Here is a 16,521-nt window from a genome sequence, read left to right on the forward strand (position 1 = left end):
CGGCCCGGGCGGCGGCCGGCGCGTAGCCTCGGCAGGATGTGGCCTCGGATCGGCGGACTGCGCACCCTCGACCTCGGCACCCCCGGGGAGATGCGGGCGAGGCTCAACACCCTGGTGCGCAACGGCGTCAAGACGGCGACGGCCGGCCTGCTCGACGAGTACGCAGACGAGGGCGAGGAACTGGAGCACGTCGGCGAGCGACTGGCCCTCGTGGACGACCACGACACCCTGGTCGGCGTCGTCGAGGTGACCGGCGTCGAGGTGGTCCGCTTCGCCGACGTCCCCTGGGACTTCGCCCGGTCGGAGGGGGAGGGCGACCGGTCGATCGAGGAGTGGCGAGCCGGCCACGCCGCCTACTGGGCCCGGGTGGGCACCCCGGTCACGGACGACAGCCGGATCGTCTGCGTCCGCTTCCGCCTCGTCTCGGCTGGCGACGGCGTCCTCGGCACGTAGGGGGCGTCCTCGGCACGTAGGGAATGGCTCCCTTCTCGCCCGCCGGCCCGGGGCTCACGCGGTGGCGAGGCCGCGCAGCTCCGGCAGGAGGCGGGTGGCGACGTCCAGCAGGATCGCCTCGTCCCCGGCGTACCAGCTGCTGGCGCGCGGCCAGTGCGTCACCACGTCGGTGAAGCCGAGGTCGGCGGCCCGCCGGACCTGCTCGGCGAAGAAGTCCGCGCTGCTCAGCGAGAACGCGGGGGCGGAGTCGAGGGAGAGGTAACGGTCCAGCGTCGCGGGGTCGCGTCCCGCCTCGGCCAGCGTCCGGTCCATCCGGGCCGACAGTTCGCGCACCGTCCCCCACCAGCTCTCCACGTCGTCGCCGCCGGCGCCGGTGGTCACCCAGCCCTGGCCGTACCGGGCCGCCAGCCGCATCGACCGGGGGCCGTTGGCGGCCACCACGAACGGCACCCGCGGGGTCTGCACGCAGCCCGGGTTGCTGCGGGCGTCCACGGCGGCGAACCAGTCGCCACGCCAGGTCGTGCCGTCCTCGCGCAGGATCAGGTCGAGCAGCTCGGTGAACTCGGCGAACCGGTCGACCCGCTGGCGCGGCGGCAGCGTCTCGCCCCCGAGCACGGCGGAGTCGAAGCCGATGCCGCCCGCGCCGAGGCCGAGCAGGAACCGGCCGCCCGAGACGTCGTCGAGGGCAGTGACCTGGCGGGCGAACGCCGCCGGGTGCCGGAAGTTGGGCGAGGCGACGAGGGTGCCCAGCCGAATCCGGGAGGTCACCGTGGCGGCGGCGGTCAGCGTCGTCACCGAGTCGAACCACGGCCCGTCGACCAGGTCCCGCCAGCCCAGATGGTCGTACGTCCAGGCGTGGTCGAAGCCCCACTCCTCCGCCCGCCGCCACCGCCGCTGCGACTCCGACCAGCGCTGGTCGGGCAGGATCACGATGCCAATCCGCATGATCGCCAGGGTACGGCCCGCGGTGTTCTCACAGCGTGGCGAGCTTGGCCAGCATCCGCCCCAGGTGCGGCTCCACGGTCCCCGGGGCGGCGTCGGCCACCTCGCGCGGCGTCCACCACCGCACGCCGTGGAACTCCGCCCGGTCGGGGGTGATCCGCTGCTCGCGGTCGCCGACGAGCACGTACCAGAGGCTCACGTCCGTGTGCCGGGTCCCCGGCGGGCCGACCGTCGGGGTCACCGTGACCAGGGCCGGGCGCGCGCCGAGGGCCGGCGCGAAGACCGCCGGTACGCCCAGTGGGCCGGGTCAGCGGTCGGCGGGGGTGCGGGCCAGCCACTCCGGCGCGAGCAGCGACCAGACCTCGGTGTCGTACCGGACGCCCTGGTAGAGGAACTCGTCCCGCAGCACCCCGTCCCGCCGCATGCCGAGCCGCCGGGCGACGTTGCTGCTGGCGGTGTTCTCCGGGCGGCACAGCCACGCCACCCGGTGGATGCCCCGCACGCGCACCGCCCAGTCGACGAGGTGCCCGGCCGCCCGGGTGACCAGCCCGCGGCCCTGGCCGGCCGGCTCCAGCCAGCAGCCGAGCTCGCACCTGCCGGCGGCGGCGTCGAAGGAGACGAACATGACCCCGCCGACGAGCGTGCCGTCGAGCCAGATGCCGTACAGCCGGCCGGCGTCGCGGGCCGCGAGGTCCGCGAACCGCTGCAGGATGGCGCGGGCGGAGTCCAGGTCGGTGGCCCGGCTCGCCCACGGGATCCACGGGTCCACCGCGGCACGCGCCCGGTCCATGTGGGCGAGGTACTCCTCGGCCTGCCACGGCTCCAGCGGGCGCAGCTCGGCGCCGTCGTCCAGACTGATCGCGAACACGAGCGCACTGTACCGGCGGGGACCGCTCCGTACCGCCCGCCGCGTCATGCCTCGCTGGTGCGACGCCGGTTGTCCGCCCCGGCTGGAGCAGGCCCCGACGGGGATCGCCTGGTAAGGGTTCCCCATACCGCCCCGTGCGCAAGACCGACCACAATGGAGAACCGTCACGTGCCATACCGAAAGGACGCAAGTGAAACGTCGACTTCTGCACGCCCTGACGGCCGGGATCGTCATCCTTGGCGGCGCGGCGGTGGCAGCCCCGCCGGCCTCGGCAAGCGACGCCCCCGGCTTCGTCTGCAACCTCACGGAGAACACCTGGCTCCGCGCCGCGCCCCAGAGCTCCTTCATCCTGCGCACGCTGACGGCGGGTCGCGGGTTCCGCTGGCACGGCCAGGTCTGGGGCGTCGACGACGACGTCTGGATCTACGGCCACGGCGCCGAAGACCCCGCACTGGACGGTTGGGTCCCGGCCCGCAACACCACCTGCTGAACCGTCGACTCTGCCGGGGATGGCCGCACGCTGCTGCGGCCATCCCCGTACCCGTTCCCGCCGGATCGGCCCCGAGGTCCGGCGCGCCAGCGATCAGCGGTACGAATTGAGGGCACCCAGGACCGCGGCGAACTCGTCGGGTGGCAGGAGAATTCGGTTGCGGTGCGCCGCCCGGGAGCCCTGACGCCAGATGGGCGTCTCGACGTCCCGCTCCGGATCCCGGGCTGACACCCAGATCTGCCAGGCGGCGTAGTGGGCGGCCTCGCCTGCCCAGACGCGGGTCACCTGCGACCAGGGAATGACCCGCGTACGGAAGACCGTACGGATCTTGATGCCGTGGTCGCTGACGTAGACGCCCACCAGCGTCACCCGCCACAGCACCAGCTGCCAGATCGACACGAAGAGGCCGATGGCCACACCCCCAGGTAGGCCGCTTCCGGGAAGGCCGCAGAGCGGAAGGAGACCGACGGCGGACGCGCCGACGGCGACGACGTAGCGCAAGGTGTAGAGATCGCCCTGGCCGCCCCCGTAACCGTACGGCCGCGCCCAGTCCGGCATGTGCCGCATCGTACGGCTCGACGGCAAGCCCGAAGCGGGTGATGGGAATCGAGTTGGGGCGTCGGACACGGCCCCTGGCGGCGAGTTCGCGGCGAGGTTGACTGCTACTTCGGATCGCCGCTCGAATGCCTCGCTCACCGTGTTCACAAACTGCCCTACCGCGCTCCCTACGGTCCTCGCCCGGTGCCCCGGCCAGGCGAGAGCCTGAAATTGGTTCGACCCCCGCTCGCCTCGCCCGTTAGGTTGCGAGCTTGTTCCCACTGCAGGGAGCCCGTGAGATCCTCGTGCGGCCGCCCAGGCAGATCCCACACGGAGAGTAGGCCTCGTCAATGGCATGCCGTATCAGTGAGCTCGTGCTCAAGTGCCACGACCCCGAGTTGCTGGCGCGGTTCTGGTGCGAGGTCCTGGATTTCATAGAGCTCGATCGCGAAGCGGAGGGCTGCATCGAGATAGGTCCGCGCGAAGGGTTCGGCGGCCCGCAGCCGACGATCTTCCTCATCCGCGACGACGAGCCGAAGAACGGGCGTGCCCGGCTGCACATCGACGTCAACCCCACCGACCGCGATCAGGACGCCGAGCTCGAGCGTCTCCTGGCCGCCGGGGCCAAACTCGTCGACATCGGTCAGCCTGCCGAGGCATCCTGGCACGTCCTCGCCGACCCGGAAGGCAACGAGTTTTGCCTGCTCAAGCGCCGCCTCGACCCACTCTGACGGCCTCGCCGAAACGATCGGCGCAGCCGCCACCCCACAGCCGCCGACAAGATCTCGACGTCTGACCACGGCGCGGCGGGCTGCCCGGCCAGGGAGGCCCGATGGCACGCTGCATGATCCTTCAACCTTGGAACATCGAAGGCCCTGGCTGGGACTGTCGTCCTGGCCAGGGCCTCGATCGTGGAGCGGGTGACGGGAATCGAACCCGCACTGTCAGCTTGGGAAGCTGATGTTCTGCCATTGAACTACACCCGCAGGCGGCACCACTGTACCTGAGGTCGCCGCCACTCTGCACCAGGTACCCCCCTCGGACGCGTCACCAGCCCTCCCGGCACCCCCAAAGACGACATTCCACCAGGAAAAACCCGCAGAAGTTTTCACCCCAGCAATACATGGCCATTCTCAAATTCGTCGATCGGATGTAACGTCACCTCCACGTTTCAGCCTCGGCGTGACATACCCCCTGTCGCGTCGTCAGAAAGAGGTGGGCCCATGGGACTCCGTCCCAACCTGCTGACCCGGCGGACCGCCGGCGTCGCGTCGACGACCCTCGCGCTGCTGCTCAGCACCGCCGCGGTGGGCGTCGTCCCGGCCGCGTCGGCCTTCTCCGCCGCCCCGTCGGACGCCTGCGTCGAGCCGGCCGACGTCCACACGGACGCCCGGATCAAGGCCGGCGGCCACGCCAAGCACGAGCCGAACGAGCTGACCTCCGCCCAGGTCCGTGAGCGCGAGGCGGACCTGGCCGCCGCCCTGCGCGAGCGGGCCAACTTCCGCCCCGGCGCCGGGGCCACGCCGGTCGCGAGCGTGACCATCCCGGTCATCGTCCACGTCATCCAGCGGGACAGCACCCGGGCCGGTGGCAACATCCCGGACTCGATGATCACCCAGCAGATCAGCGTGCTGAACCAGGCGTACAGCGGCGCCACCGGCGGCGCGGCCACCGCCTTCGCGTTCCAGCTGCAGAAGATCAACCGGGTCACCAACCCGGCCTGGTACCCGATCGTGTACGGCTCGTCCGCCGAGCGCTCGATGAAGAGCACCCTGCGGGAGGGCGGCAAGAACACGCTGAACGTCTACCTCGGCGAGCTGAGCGACGACCTGCTCGGCTGGGCGACCTTCCCGCAGCGGAAGTTGAGCAGCTCGGACGGCGTGGTCGTGCTGGGCGAGTCGCTGCCGGGTGGCACCGCCACCAACTACAACCAGGGCGACACCGGCACCCACGAGGTCGGCCACTGGCTGAACCTGTACCACACCTTCCAGGGCGGCTGCTCCGGCTTCGGCGACAGTGTGGACGACACCCCGGCCGAGGGCTCGGCGGCGTTCCAGTGCCCCACCGGGCGGGACACCTGCACCGCGGCGGGCCTGGACCCGATCACCAACTTCATGGACTACACCTACGACTCGTGCATGTACCAGTTCACCCCTGGTCAGGCGAGCCGGATGCTGACCGCGTGGAACGCCTACCGCGCGGCCTGACGTACCACCGCTGCTGACACTCCGGTGCCGGCTCCGTCCTACGACGGGGCCGGCACCGGCGTCTTCGGGGGTCAGGCCGCCGCGCGGTGGGCGCCCCGCGCACGCCGGGCCGGCCCCTGATCGGGTACGTCGACACTTGCGCCGCCCGCGGGCCTCGCCGCCAGCGGGTCCAGCCAGACCTGCACGGCCGGCCGGCCCGGGCCCTCGCCAGGAGCGGAGGAGCCGCCGTGCGCCCGCCGGGTCAGCATCGCCACGTCGACGGTGAACTCGAACAGCCGCCAGTCGACCTGCGGCGCGGCCCGCCCGATCTCGGCCAACCGGGCCACCCGCGCCTGGTCGGTCACGGGCCGGGCGCGCCCCGCCACGTACGCCTCGTCGTCGCTGTCCTCAGGTGGGAAGGAGTGCAGCGCGTAGCGGCCGTCGCGCTCCAGGTCGCGCCGCTTCGGGGAGTCGATGACGAAGCAGAAGAGCCCCTCGTCGGTGATCACCGGGGACACCGGGTGCACCCGGGGCCCGCCGTCGGCACGGACGGTGGCCAGGTAGCCGAAGCCCGGCCCGTACTGCTGCATGAGGAGGCGGATCCCGTCGGCGAGTCGTGGCTCGTCAGCGGCGAATTCGGACCAGGAAGCCATGCCGGCATCCTATCGAACAAATGTACGATCAGCGACCACGACACGCAGGTCCCCCGAACCGGTCGCAGCGGCTGTCACCAGGCTCGCTATGGTGTTGCGATGCTGCTCTCCGACCGCGACCTCGTCAGCGAGCTGAACGCTGGCACGCTCGCGCTGGAGCCGTTCGAGCCGACCCTGGTGCAGCCGTCGAGCATCGACGTGCGCCTCGACAAGCTCTTCCGCGTCTTCAACAACCACCTCTACACGCACATCGACCCGTCGCTCCAGCAGGACGACCTGACGTCGGCGGTGGAGGTGCCCGACGGCGAGCCGTTCGTGCTGCATCCGGGCGAGTTCGTGCTCGCCTCGACGCTGGAGGTGATCTCGCTCGGCGATCAGCTCGCGGGCCGCCTCGAAGGCAAGAGCTCGCTCGGCCGGCTCGGGCTGCTGACCCACTCGACCGCCGGCTTCATCGACCCGGGCTTCTCCGGGCACGTCACGCTGGAGCTGTCCAACGTGGCGAACCTGCCGATCACCCTGTGGCCGGGAATGAAGATCGGGCAGCTGTGCATCTTCCGGCTCTCGTCGCCGGCCGAGCACCCGTACGGGTCGGCCGTCTACGGCTCGCGCTACCAGGGGCAGCGCGGCCCGACCCCGAGCCGGTCCTGGCGGAACTGGCGCACCTGGCCCACCCGCTGACACCGCCCGGCGGCGAGCAGGGGCCCCCGTCCCGCAGGGGCCCCGTACCCGTCAGCCGGGGCGGCCGTAGCTGTTGACCTGGCCGTCGTCGACGCGCTTCATCTTGATCGGGACGCCGGCCTGGGAGGCGTGCACGACCCAGCCGCCACCGACGTACATGCCGACGTGGTGCAGGTCGGCGTAGTAGAAGACGAGGTCGCCGGGGCGCAGGTCGGCGCGGCTCACCCGGGCGGTCACGGCCCGCTGCCGGGCCGCGTTGTGCGGCAGCGAGACGCCGGCCCTCGCCCACGCGGCCATCATCAGGCCGGAGCAGTCGAACGCGTTCGGGCCCGCGGCGCCCCACACGTACGGCTTGCCGATCTGGGCGCAGGCGAACTTGACCGCGATCCCGGCGCCGCCGCCCGGGTAGCTCGCCGGGCACGGGGCGGGCCGCAGCGCGCCGCCGCCACCGCTGCCGTACACCTTGATGCGGAGCTTCTGCAGCCGGTCGATCTCGGCGTTGATCTGCTTACGCTTCGCCGCGAGCTGCGCCTCCGTGCGGGTGAGCTGGGCGACCATCTCGTCCAGCGGCTGCTTCTTCGCGGCCAGCCGGTCGCGCAGGTCGACGACCGTCTGGACGTCGCGCTGCTGGCGGTGGGCGAACTGGTCGAGCAGCTCCAGCTGCCCCAGCATCTGGCTCGCGGAGCGGCTGCCCAGCAGCGCGTTCACGGCCGAAAGATTCTCACCCTTGTACGCCTCGACGGCGAGGCCGTTGACCTTCGCCATCGCCTCGTCCACCTGACGCTGCAACGGCCCGATCTGCCGGGCGAGCGCGTCGGCCTGCTTCCGCTTCGCGGCGAGGTCCTGGCGGGTGGCGTTGTGCCGCTCGATGAGCGGTTCGAGCTTGTTCCAGTCCTGGTCGATCTGCTGCTCGATCTCGGCGACCGACGGCTCGGCGTGGGCCGGGGGCGCGACGCCCGCCAGGACGACGGCGGCGCCGGCGAGGGCGGCCAGGGCGGTGGTGAAGCGTGACCAGCGTGGACGCGGCGCAGCCGGCATCCGGTCGGCGTGAGCCGACCGGCGCGACGGGCGCCGCGGGGCATGGTGTGCCACCGGGCTCCGTTCTCCTTCTTCCGTACCGCCTACCGGGTTAGCTGACGGGTTCGGGCGGGAAGGGAAAGCGCCCTACCGCAGCGAGGCTGCGGATTCACCCCGGCGTACCTGGGTCCCCGGCTCGCCCGGAGGCGACTCGGCGGTGTCGGGCCGTCACCGCCCGGTTTAGGCGGCGCTGTGACCGGCCGACGGTTGACCAGAGTAGAGACGGCTGTTACCGATTCGCAACCCGACGGGCTGTGACACTCCGTATGACCGGGGTCTCCGTAGCTTTCCTTCACTCGATATCGAGAACCGGAAAGGTATTGACCCCGCGGGGCGGCGGCGGGAGGGTGGCCTCACCCAGACCCTCACTCGGGAGGTTCGATGCCCCGATCCAACCTACCGGCGAGCAGACGCGTCCTGCTCGCCGCCGTGGTGGCAGCGGCCACCGCGGTCCTACCCTTCGCCGCCGGGCCCGTCGCGGCCGAGCCGCTCGGCACCGGGTCCGCCGACGCACCCACCGATCGCCAGCAGCAGTACGCGGCCGCCGCGGCCGAGTACGGCGTACCGGAGAGCGTCCTGCTCGGCGTGTCCTACCTGGAGTCCCGGTGGGACACCCACGCCGGCCGCCCGAGCACGAGCGGCGGGTTCGGCCCGATGCACCTGACCGACGCCGAGCGGGTCGCCTCGGCCGAGGCCGCCAGCGCCCATGTCGACGAGGGCGAGGACCCTCGGGGCGACGACTCCCGGCCGCTGGTGGTTCCCGAGTCCGGCCCGGCCGAGCCGGCCCCGGCGCTGCCCGGCCTGCGGACCCTGGAGGCCGCCGCGGGGCTCACCGGTGCCAGCGAGGAGGCGCTCATCGCCGACCCGGCCACGAACATCCGCGGCGGGGCGGCGCTGCTCGCGTCGTACCAGAAGGAGCTGGCCGGCCCGGTCGGCGCCGACAGCGACCCGGCGGCCTGGTACGGCGCGGTGGCCCGCTACGCCGGCGCGGACACCGAGGACGCCGCGGCGGCCTTCGCCGACGAGGTGTACGGCCAGATCAACGCCGGCGCGAGCCGGACGACCGACGACGGGCACCAGGTGACGCTGACCGCGCGCGCGGTCGACCCGGACGAGTCCGCGGTGAACCGCCTCGGGCTGCGGCGCGCGGAGCGGCCGGACGGCCTGGAGTGCCCGGTCGGGCTGCCCTGCGAGTGGATCCCGGCCCCGTACGCGAAGACCGGCCCCGGCGCCGGCCAGTACGGCAACCACGACCTGGCCAACCGGCCGGAGCAGCAGAAGATCGAGTACATCATCATCCACGACACCGAGGGCTACTTCACCCCGAGCGTCAACCTGGTGAAGCGGGCGGACTACCTGGGCTGGCACTACACGCTGCGCTCGGTGGACGGCTACATCGCCCAGCACATCAAGGCCAAGGACGTCGGCTGGCACGCCGGCAACTGGTACGTCAACGCCAAGTCCATCGGCCTCGAGCACGAGGGCTTCGCCGGCCACGGCACCTGGTACACGGAGGCGATGTACCGCACCTCCGCGAAGCTGGTGCGGCACCTCGCGCTGCGGTTCCAGATCCCGCTGGACCGGCAGCACATCCTCGGCCACGACAACGTCCCCGGCACGGTGGCGTCGACGGTGCGGGGGATGCACTGGGACCCGGGCCCGTACTGGAACTGGTCGCACTACTTCGACCTGCTCAAGGCGCCGTTCCAGTCGACCGCCACCCCGCAGACCGGGCTGGTCACCATCGACCCCGACTACGCGAGCAACCAGCCGGCGTTCACCGGGTGCAACCGGCAGCCGCCCGGTGTCCCGAGCCCGCCGCCGCCGATCGCGCCCTGCCCGCTGCGCGGATCGTCCTCGGTCATCCTGCACACCGGGCCGAGCGCCGACTCGCCGCTGGTGAACGACCGCGGGCTGCGCCCGGACGGCACGCCGAACACGATGTACGTCTCCGACCACGGCGCCCGCGCCTCGACCGGCCAGACGTACGCCCTCGCGGACGTCCGGGGTGACTGGACCGCGATCTGGTACCTCGGCCAGAAGGCCTGGTTCCACAACCCGGCCGCGGCACCCACCGCCAAGTGGGCGGAGGGCTTCGTGGTGACCCCGAAGGCCGGCAGGGCCACGATCCCGGTGTACGGGCGGGCGTACCCGGAGGCGGCGGCGTACCCGGCCGGCGTGCCCTACCAGGCGATCTCGCCGCTGCAGTACACCCTCTCGGCGGGCCAGCGGTACGCCGTCGGCGGCGTGCTGGCCGGCGAGTACTACCGGGCCGTCACCTTCGACGGCTCGTCGCCGGGCGACTGGACGGTGATCCGGGGCGAGAACCGGTACGTGCAGATCCAGTTCGGCCACCGGGTGATGTACGTCAACCAGGACGACGTCGACGTGCTGCCGGCGGCGGTGGGCGCTCCGCGCTGACCGTCACCCGCACGAAAACGGCCCCCGCTCGAGCGGGGGCCGTTTCCTGGTTGCGTGGGCGTCAGAGGCGGCGGAAGCCGGCAATCGGCATGTAGTTGATGCTCGCCACCTGAACCGGTTTGCCGATCCGGGGCGCGTGCACCATCTTGCCGTTGCCGAGGTAGAGGCCGACGTGGTGCAGGTCACTGAAGAAGAACACCAGGTCGCCCGGGTGCGCCTCGGAGCGCGGGATGAGCGTGCCCTTTTTCCACTGATCGCCGGTGAAGTGCGGCAGATAGATGTCGGCAGCCTTGTAGGCGTACTGGGTCAGGCCGGAGCAGTCGAACGCGTCCGGCCCGGCGGCACCCCACACGTACGGGTCGCCGACCTGGGCACAGGCGGTGCGGATGGCGATCCGGGCCGCATCGCTGATCACGCCGGTGACCGTGGGGCAGCCCTCGGTGACCACCACGGTCTTCGGCATCATGCCCTGCAGCCGCTTGATCTCCGTGTTGATCTTCGTCTTCTTGGCCGCCAGCTCCTTGGTCTTCTTCTCCTGGTCGGCGATCAGGGTGTCGAGCTTCTGCTTCTCGCCGTCGTACTTGGCGCGCACCGCCATGACCCCCTCGATCTGCTTGCGCTCCTGCGCGGCGAGGCGGTCCAGGATCGTCAGCTGCTCGGCGAGCGTTCCGGGCTTGGTGCTGACCAGCAACGCGCTGAGCTCCTGGGACGGGCCGGACATGTAGTACCGGGAGGCGAGGTCGCCGACGCGGCTCATGGCCAGGTCGGCCTCCAGCGCCAGCGGCTCGATCTTCTTCTGCAGCTCGTCCGACTTCTTCTTGTTGACCTTCAGCTGGGCGCGCACCTTGTTGTACTGCTCGATCGTGGGTTCGAGCTGCTCCCACTGCTTGTCGATCTGCGCCTCGAGCTCGTCGACCGACGGCGCGGCGTACGCGGGCGCGGCCAGCACGCCGGCGCCGACGGCGACGGCCGCGACCAGGGTGAGCAGGCGGTGTGCGACCCGGCGTGCGCGGCCCGGGCGAGCGGACGGTAGTCCGGGCGCACGACGATGAGGAGGCATGGTTGCCACCGGCATGAACTCCTTCGCAACCGACCGCCGGGCGCCTCGCGAGGGGGAAGATCGAGACAGACAAGCCACAGCGGTCAGCGCCCCACATTAGGGAAGCCCGCGCGGGGAATCAAGGCCGGTCGACGGGCCGTCACGCCCCGGCGACCGAACGCGCACAACGGGTGCGGCAGCCGGGGCGAGGACTCAGCCGACGATGGCCGTCAACACGTCGTCGAGGGTCACCACGCCCAGCGGGCGGCGGCCGTCGCTCACCAGGACCATGTGCCGCCGCTCCCGGCGCATCGACAGGAGCAGGTCGGCCAGCGTACGGTCCGGCGGCACCACGGCCAGCGGGTGGTAGACCTCGGGCGGCACGGGCGCCCGGCGGTCCGCCCCGGCGTACCCCAGCACGTCCTTGACGTGCACGAAGCCGAGCACCCGCCGGGTGGCCCGCTGCACCACCGGGAACCGGGAGCGGCCGGTGCGGGTGGCCAGCACCTCCAGGGAGGCCGGGGAGACGTCCTCGGCGACGGTGGTCACCGTCGACCACGGCCGCAGGGCGTCGGCCGCCGTACGGCTGTGCAGCGCGAGCGCGCCCGTGATCCGGGCGTGCTCCTCCGCGTCGAGCAGTCCCTCCGTCCGCGCCTGGGACACCAGCCCGGCCAGTTCCTCGGCCGTGAAGACCGTCTTGACCGCGTCCGTCGCCTCCACCCGCCACAGCCGCAGCACCTGACGCGACGCCCACTTCATGGCCACCAGCAGCGGCTTGGTGGCCGTGCAGAACGCCAGCATCGCCGGCCCGAGCCAGAGCGCGGACGGCTCCGGCCCGGCCAGGGTGATGTTCTTCGGCACCATCTCGCCGACGACGGTGTGCAGGAAGACCACCATGCCGAGCGCGATCAGGAAGGCCACCGGATGCACCGCGCCGGACGGCAGGCCCACCGCGTGGAACGGCACCTCCAGCAGGTGGGCCAGCGCCGGCTCGGCGATCGCGCCGAGGCCCAGCGAGCAGATCGTGATGCCGAGCTGCGCTCCGGCGATCATCAGCGGGATCTGGTTCATCGCGGACAGCGCCCAGCGGGCCCGCTTCGACGTGACGGCCAGCGGCTCGATCACCGTCCGGCGGGACGCGATCAGCGCGAACTCGCTGCCCACGAAGAAGGCGTTGCCGAGCAGCAGCAGCACGGTCACCAGCAGCTCAAGCATCGTCGCCGGGCTCCTCCGGGCGGACCACCCGCACCTGCTCGACCCGGTGCCGCTCCACCTCGACCACGGTGAACTCCCAGCCGTCCTCCTCGACCGTCTCGCCGGCCACGGGGATGTGGCCGAGGCGGGCCATCAGGAAGCCCGCCAGCGTCTCGTACGGACCCTCGGGCAGCCGGAAGCCGGTCTGCTCGGCCAACTCGTCCTCGCGCAGGACGCCGTCGACCAGCGCGGTGCGCTCCCCGCCCGGCACGGTCAGCTCGACCGGTCCGGCGTCGTCGACCGCGTCCGGGTCGAACTCGTCGGCGATCTCCCCGACCAGCTCCTCCACCAGGTCCTCGACGGTCACGACGCCGTCGGTGCCGCCGTACTCGTCGACCACGATCGCCAGGTCCGCGCCGGCGGCCCGCAGGGCGGCCAGAACCCCGTCGAGGTCCAGGCTCTCCGGTACGTACACCGGCTCCCGGGCGACCGACGCGACGCTCGTGGCGGCCCGACGGGCCAGCGGTACGCCGAGCGCGTCCGACACCCCGGCGACGCCGGTGACCAGGTCGAGGGTCTCCTCGAAGACGGGGAACCGGGTGCGGCCGGTCTGCTGGGCGAGGGTGAGCAGCTCGGCGACGCTGGCCGTGGCGCGCAGGGCGATCACGTCGACCCGGGGGGTCATCGCCTCGGCGGCCCGCTTCTCGCCGAAGCGGATGGTGCGGCGCAGCAGCATCGCGGTGTCCGGGGGGAGCGCCCCGGCGCGGGCCGAGATCGCGGCGAGCAGGCCCAGTTCCTCCGGGGAGCGGGCGCTGGCCAACTCCTCCTGGGGTTCCACCCCCAGGCGCCGCACCAGCGCGTTCGCCGAGCCGTTCAGGCCCCGGATCAGCCAGCCGAACGTGCGGGAGAAGCCGCGCATGCCGCGGGCGGTGGCCAGCGCGGCGGGCATCGGCCGGGCCAGCGCCAGGTTCTTCGGCACCAGCTCGCCGAAGAGCATGGACACGAGGGTCGCCAGGGCCAGGGCGAGGAACGGGGTGACCCGGTCGGCGGTGGCCCCGAGCGGGTGCAGCAGCGGGGTGAACAGGCGGGCGAGCGCCGGCTCGGCGAGGTAACCGGTGAGCAGGGCGGTGATGGTGATGCCGAGCTGCGCCCCGGAGAGCTGGAAGGAGAGCTCGCGCAGCGCGCCGCGTACCGTCGTGGCCCCGCCGTCGCCGGCCGCGGCCCGCCGGTCGATCTCCGGGCGGTCGACGGTGACGAGGGCGAACTCGGCCGCGACGAAGAACGCGTTGCCCGCGGTCAGCAGCACGAAGCCGACAAGGGGCAACAGCGTGGTCAGCAATGGGCTGTCGATGATGGGTTCACCTCGGCGCGATTGTTCCACGGCGGGCCCGCCGGCACACCACCTCGCGCGGGCGGGCGTGGCCGCTCGGCCCCGGAACAAATGACCAAGAGGCTTGCGTCAGAGCTGATCTCCAATCTGACGCAAGCCTCTTGGTCAACGGGCGACGGGTGGCGCCGCGCCCGGGCCGGCGGTCAGCCGGCGACCGGCTCGGCCTCCTTGTCGCCGCGCGTCTGGTCGGGCTTGACCGAGCGCAGCAGCACGCTCGCGACGTCGACGACCTCGACCTGCTCCCCGACGCCCTTGCCGTTCACGCCGTCGTTGAGCATCGTCGAGCAGAACGGGCAGCCGACGGCGATGGTCTTCGCCCCGGTGGACATGGCCTCCTCGACCCGGTCCACGTTGATCCGCTTGCCGATCTTCTCCTCCATCCACATCCGGGCGCCGCCGGCGCCGCAGCAGAAGGAGCGCTCGCTGTTGCGCGGCATCTCGGTCAGGCCGCTGGAGCGGCCCGCACCGGACCGGGCTGCGCTGCCGCCCTGGCCATCTCCGGCTCCGCCTGCGATGGCGCTGCCGAGCACCTCGCGCGGCGGGGCGAAGACCCGGTTGTGCCGGCCCAGGTAGCAGGGGTCGTGGTAGGTGACGCCGCCGTCGACCGGTTGCACCGGGGTGAGCCTGCCGGTGCTGACCAGGTGGGCCAGGAGCTGGGTGTGGTGCACCACCTCGAACTCCCCGCCGAGCTGCCCGTACTCGTTGCCGAGGGTGTTGAAGCAGTGCGGGCAGGTGGCGACGATCTTGCGCTTGCTCTTCTCCCGGCCCTCGAACGCCTCGTTCAGCGTCTCGACGTTCTGCTGGGCGAGCATCTGGAAGACGAACTCGTTGCCGATCCGGCGGGCGGGGTCGCCGGTGCAGGTCTCGCCCTCGCCGAGGATGGCGAAGGAGACGCCGGCCTCCTGCAGCAGCGTGGCGACCGCGCGGGTGGTCTTCTTCGCCCGGTCCTCGAAGGCGCCGGCGCAGCCCACCCAGAACAGGTACTCGAAGTCCTCGGTCTCGCCGACGCGGGGCACCTCGAAGCCGAGGCCCTTGGTCCAGTCCTCGCGGGTGTTCTGCGGGGCACCCCACGGGTTGCCCTTGTTCTCCAGGTTGCGCAGCATCACGCCGGCCTCGGACGGGAAGCTCGACTCGATCAGCACCTGGTAGCGGCGCATGTCGACGATGTGGTCGACGTGTTCGATGTCCACCGGGCACTGCTCGACGCAGGCGCCGCAGGTGGTGCAGGACCAGAGCACGTCCGGGTCGATGACGCCGCCCTCCTCGGCCCCGCCGATCAGTGGCTTGTCGGCCTCGGCCAGCGCCAGCACGTCCACGTGGGCGAGCTGGGCGGCGGTCGCCTTCTCCTCGCCGGTCAGGTCCTTGCCGCCGCCGGCCAGCAGGTACGGCGCCTTGGCGTACGCGTGGTCGCGCAGGCTGAGCACGAGCAGCTTCGGCGACAGCGGCTTGCCCGTGTTCCAGGCCGGGCACTGGGACTGGCAGCGGCCGCACTCGGTGCAGGTGCTGAAGTCCAGCAGGCCCTTCCAGGTGAACTGCTCGACCTGGGCGACGCCGAACTGGTCCTTCTCGGGGTCGGCCTCCTCGAAGTCGAGCGGCTTGCCCCCGCTCATCATCGGCCGCAGCGCGCCGAGGCCGGAGCCTGCCGGCTTGGCCGGCTCGCGCTTGAAGAAGATGTTGGGGAACGCCAGGAACCGGTGCCAGGCGACGCCCATGGTGACGTTCAGCGAGATCACGATGAGCCAGGTCATCGAAATGGCGATCTTGATCAGCGCGGCCACGCTGACGCCGGCCTCCCACGCGGGCAGCGCGCCGCCGAGCGCGTGGCTGACCGGGGTGGCCCAGGCCGGGTACTCGAACTGATCGGTGGCGACCTTGAAGCCGCGGATCAGGAACCCGAAGATCAGAACCAGCAGCACGACCCACTCGACGAAGTAGCCCTGCCACATGGTCGAGCCGGTGAACCGGGAGCGCCCGCCGGGCCGGGTGGGCCGGTTGCGCAGCCGGATCGCCATCAGCACCAGGATGCCGGCCAGGCCGAACACCCCGATGAGCTCGGTGGCCAGGCCGAAGACCGTCCAGTGCCCGACGACCGGCAGGCCGCCGCCCGGGCTGACGACCTCGAAGTACGCCTCCAGCACCAGCAGTGAGAGCACGATGAACGCGACCATCACGAACCAGTGCGCGGCACCCACCACGCTCCACTTGAGCATGCGGGTGTGGCCGGCGGTCTCGGCCAGCATGGTCTTCGTCCGGGTGCCCTTGTCGGTGAACCGCTGGGGGTCCGGCTGACCCAGCCGGATGACTGCCACCATCTTCATGACCGCGCGTACCGCAAGCCACACCGCCACGGCGGTGATGGCGGCCGCGAGGATCGTGGTGACGATCTGGACGCTGCCCATCGAGTTTGGCCTCCCGGTCTGCTGCCTGTCGAGCGGCTCGGCGACCGGACCGGGGTCAGGGCGTGGCCGCGTGGTGTCGCTGCCTCGCCCGGCGACCGGACCGGTCGATGACCTCGCTCCGCTCGGCCATGCAGTGCAGCCTACGCGCGAGGTTACCCAGTGGTAACGTGACTCTTCTCGCACCGGCCGCGCCG

The 16,521-nt window shown here is 71.9% G+C and carries 16 protein-coding genes, 1 tRNA gene and 1 riboswitch; of the genes, 6 read left to right on the forward strand and 11 right to left on the reverse strand.

Annotated elements, in window-relative coordinates:
- Positions 1-36 precede the first annotated feature (36 nt).
- Positions 37-453, forward strand: a complete 417-nt coding sequence (locus ABGB16_RS02745) for an ASCH domain-containing protein (protein WP_347666352.1) — start codon at positions 37-39, stop codon at positions 451-453.
- A 54-nt stretch (positions 454-507) separates the two neighbouring features.
- Here the strand turns inward: ABGB16_RS02745 and ABGB16_RS02750 are convergent, their stop codons facing one another.
- The 3 genes from ABGB16_RS02750 to ABGB16_RS02760 all read right to left on the reverse strand — a co-directional run bounded on the left by ABGB16_RS02750 (position 508) and on the right by ABGB16_RS02760 (position 2,263).
- Positions 508-1,398 (reverse strand): LLM class flavin-dependent oxidoreductase, encoded by an 891-nt coding sequence (locus tag ABGB16_RS02750; RefSeq protein WP_347666353.1) that lies wholly within the window; start codon positions 1,396-1,398, stop codon positions 508-510.
- Between the two features lie 28 nt (positions 1,399-1,426).
- Positions 1,427-1,636, reverse strand: coding sequence for a hypothetical protein (locus tag ABGB16_RS02755; protein WP_347666354.1), 210 nt, complete (start codon positions 1,634-1,636; stop codon positions 1,427-1,429).
- A 66-nt stretch (positions 1,637-1,702) separates the two neighbouring features.
- Positions 1,703-2,263, reverse strand: a complete 561-nt coding sequence (locus ABGB16_RS02760; protein ID WP_347666355.1) for a GNAT family protein — start codon at positions 2,261-2,263, stop codon at positions 1,703-1,705.
- A 190-nt stretch (positions 2,264-2,453) separates the two neighbouring features.
- On the opposite strand from ABGB16_RS02760, the gene ABGB16_RS02765 reads away from it, so the two are divergent.
- Entirely contained in the window at positions 2,454-2,753 is a 300-nt protein-coding gene (locus tag ABGB16_RS02765; protein ID WP_347666356.1) for a hypothetical protein, read from the forward strand.
- A 93-nt stretch (positions 2,754-2,846) separates the two neighbouring features.
- Here the strand turns inward: ABGB16_RS02765 and ABGB16_RS02770 are convergent, their stop codons facing one another.
- Positions 2,847-3,311, reverse strand: a complete 465-nt coding sequence (locus tag ABGB16_RS02770) for a PH domain-containing protein (RefSeq protein ID WP_347666357.1) — start codon at positions 3,309-3,311, stop codon at positions 2,847-2,849.
- Positions 3,312-3,640: 329 nt separating this feature from the next.
- Between ABGB16_RS02770 and ABGB16_RS02775 the strand changes: the two genes are divergently transcribed.
- A complete protein-coding gene (locus tag ABGB16_RS02775; RefSeq protein ID WP_347666358.1) occupies positions 3,641-4,021 on the forward strand; it encodes a VOC family protein in 381 nt (126 codons plus the stop codon).
- A gap of 181 nt (positions 4,022-4,202) precedes the next feature.
- Here ABGB16_RS02775 and ABGB16_RS02780 read toward each other — a convergent pair.
- Positions 4,203-4,276, reverse strand: a tRNA-Gly gene (locus tag ABGB16_RS02780).
- Positions 4,277-4,513: 237 nt separating this feature from the next.
- Here ABGB16_RS02780 and ABGB16_RS02785 point away from each other — a divergent pair.
- Positions 4,514-5,497 (forward strand): zinc metalloprotease, encoded by a 984-nt coding sequence (locus ABGB16_RS02785; RefSeq protein WP_347666359.1) that lies wholly within the window; start codon positions 4,514-4,516, stop codon positions 5,495-5,497.
- A 71-nt stretch (positions 5,498-5,568) separates the two neighbouring features.
- On the opposite strand, the gene ABGB16_RS02790 is transcribed toward ABGB16_RS02785, so the two are convergent.
- Entirely contained in the window at positions 5,569-6,129 is a 561-nt protein-coding gene (locus ABGB16_RS02790; protein WP_347666360.1) for a pyridoxamine 5'-phosphate oxidase family protein, read from the reverse strand.
- Positions 6,130-6,228: 99 nt separating this feature from the next.
- On the opposite strand from ABGB16_RS02790, the gene dcd reads away from it, so the two are divergent.
- Positions 6,229-6,807, forward strand: coding sequence for a dCTP deaminase (gene dcd / locus ABGB16_RS02795; protein WP_347666361.1), 579 nt, complete (start codon positions 6,229-6,231; stop codon positions 6,805-6,807).
- A 51-nt stretch (positions 6,808-6,858) separates the two neighbouring features.
- Here dcd and ABGB16_RS02800 read toward each other — a convergent pair whose 3' ends face one another.
- The gene (locus tag ABGB16_RS02800; protein ID WP_347666362.1) at positions 6,859-7,845 is read right to left on the reverse strand and encodes an NlpC/P60 family protein; all 987 of its coding nucleotides are present in this window, start codon (positions 7,843-7,845) and stop codon (positions 6,859-6,861) included.
- Between the two features lie 66 nt (positions 7,846-7,911).
- Positions 7,912-8,051: riboswitch (cyclic di-AMP (ydaO/yuaA leader) on the reverse strand.
- A gap of 214 nt (positions 8,052-8,265) precedes the next feature.
- On the opposite strand from ABGB16_RS02800, the gene ABGB16_RS02805 reads away from it, so the two are divergent.
- Complete coding sequence (locus ABGB16_RS02805; RefSeq protein WP_347666363.1) at positions 8,266-10,305, forward strand: peptidoglycan recognition family protein; 2,040 nt, start codon at positions 8,266-8,268, stop codon at positions 10,303-10,305.
- Between the two features lie 61 nt (positions 10,306-10,366).
- Here ABGB16_RS02805 and ABGB16_RS02810 read toward each other — a convergent pair whose 3' ends face one another.
- The 4 genes from ABGB16_RS02810 to ABGB16_RS02825 form a co-directional block, all read right to left on the reverse strand.
- Complete coding sequence (locus ABGB16_RS02810) at positions 10,367-11,380, reverse strand: NlpC/P60 family protein (protein ID WP_347666364.1); 1,014 nt, start codon at positions 11,378-11,380, stop codon at positions 10,367-10,369.
- A gap of 177 nt (positions 11,381-11,557) precedes the next feature.
- Positions 11,558-12,559, reverse strand: coding sequence for a hemolysin family protein (locus tag ABGB16_RS02815; RefSeq protein ID WP_347666365.1), 1,002 nt, complete (start codon positions 12,557-12,559; stop codon positions 11,558-11,560).
- Positions 12,552-13,862 carry a hemolysin family protein gene (locus ABGB16_RS02820; RefSeq protein ID WP_347666438.1) on the reverse strand — a complete coding sequence of 437 codons (1,311 nt, stop codon included), beginning with the start codon at positions 13,860-13,862 and terminating at the stop codon, positions 12,552-12,554. Before ABGB16_RS02820 ends, ABGB16_RS02815 begins: the two co-directional genes overlap by 8 nt.
- Positions 13,863-14,071: 209 nt before the next feature.
- Entirely contained in the window at positions 14,072-16,327 is a 2,256-nt protein-coding gene (locus tag ABGB16_RS02825; RefSeq protein ID WP_347666366.1) for a (Fe-S)-binding protein, read from the reverse strand.
- Between the last annotated feature and the right edge of the window lie 194 nt (positions 16,328-16,521).

Origin of the sequence: Micromonospora sp. B11E3, assembly GCF_039871625.1 — a bacterium.
In the GTDB taxonomy this organism is placed as follows: domain Bacteria; phylum Actinomycetota; class Actinomycetes; order Mycobacteriales; family Micromonosporaceae; genus Micromonospora.

Coding starts and splice junctions, on each gene's coding strand:
- ABGB16_RS02745 (WP_347666352.1), top strand. CDS start 37: ATGTGGCCTCGGATCGGCGGACTGCGCACCCTCGACCTCGGCACCCCC.
- ABGB16_RS02750 (WP_347666353.1), bottom strand. CDS start 1,398: ATGCGGATTGGCATCGTGATCCTGCCCGACCAGCGCTGGTCGGAGTCG.
- ABGB16_RS02770 (WP_347666357.1), bottom strand. CDS start 3,311: ATGCCGGACTGGGCGCGGCCGTACGGTTACGGGGGCGGCCAGGGCGAT.
- ABGB16_RS02775 (WP_347666358.1), top strand. CDS start 3,641: ATGGCATGCCGTATCAGTGAGCTCGTGCTCAAGTGCCACGACCCCGAG.
- ABGB16_RS02785 (WP_347666359.1), top strand. CDS start 4,514: ATGGGACTCCGTCCCAACCTGCTGACCCGGCGGACCGCCGGCGTCGCG.
- ABGB16_RS02790 (WP_347666360.1), bottom strand. CDS start 6,129: ATGGCTTCCTGGTCCGAATTCGCCGCTGACGAGCCACGACTCGCCGAC.
- dcd (WP_347666361.1), top strand. CDS start 6,229: ATGCTGCTCTCCGACCGCGACCTCGTCAGCGAGCTGAACGCTGGCACG.
- ABGB16_RS02800 (WP_347666362.1), bottom strand. CDS start 7,845: ATGCCGGCTGCGCCGCGTCCACGCTGGTCACGCTTCACCACCGCCCTG.
- ABGB16_RS02805 (WP_347666363.1), top strand. CDS start 8,266: ATGCCCCGATCCAACCTACCGGCGAGCAGACGCGTCCTGCTCGCCGCC.
- ABGB16_RS02810 (WP_347666364.1), bottom strand. CDS start 11,380: ATGCCGGTGGCAACCATGCCTCCTCATCGTCGTGCGCCCGGACTACCG.
- ABGB16_RS02815 (WP_347666365.1), bottom strand. CDS start 12,559: ATGCTTGAGCTGCTGGTGACCGTGCTGCTGCTGCTCGGCAACGCCTTC.
- ABGB16_RS02825 (WP_347666366.1), bottom strand. CDS start 16,327: ATGGGCAGCGTCCAGATCGTCACCACGATCCTCGCGGCCGCCATCACC.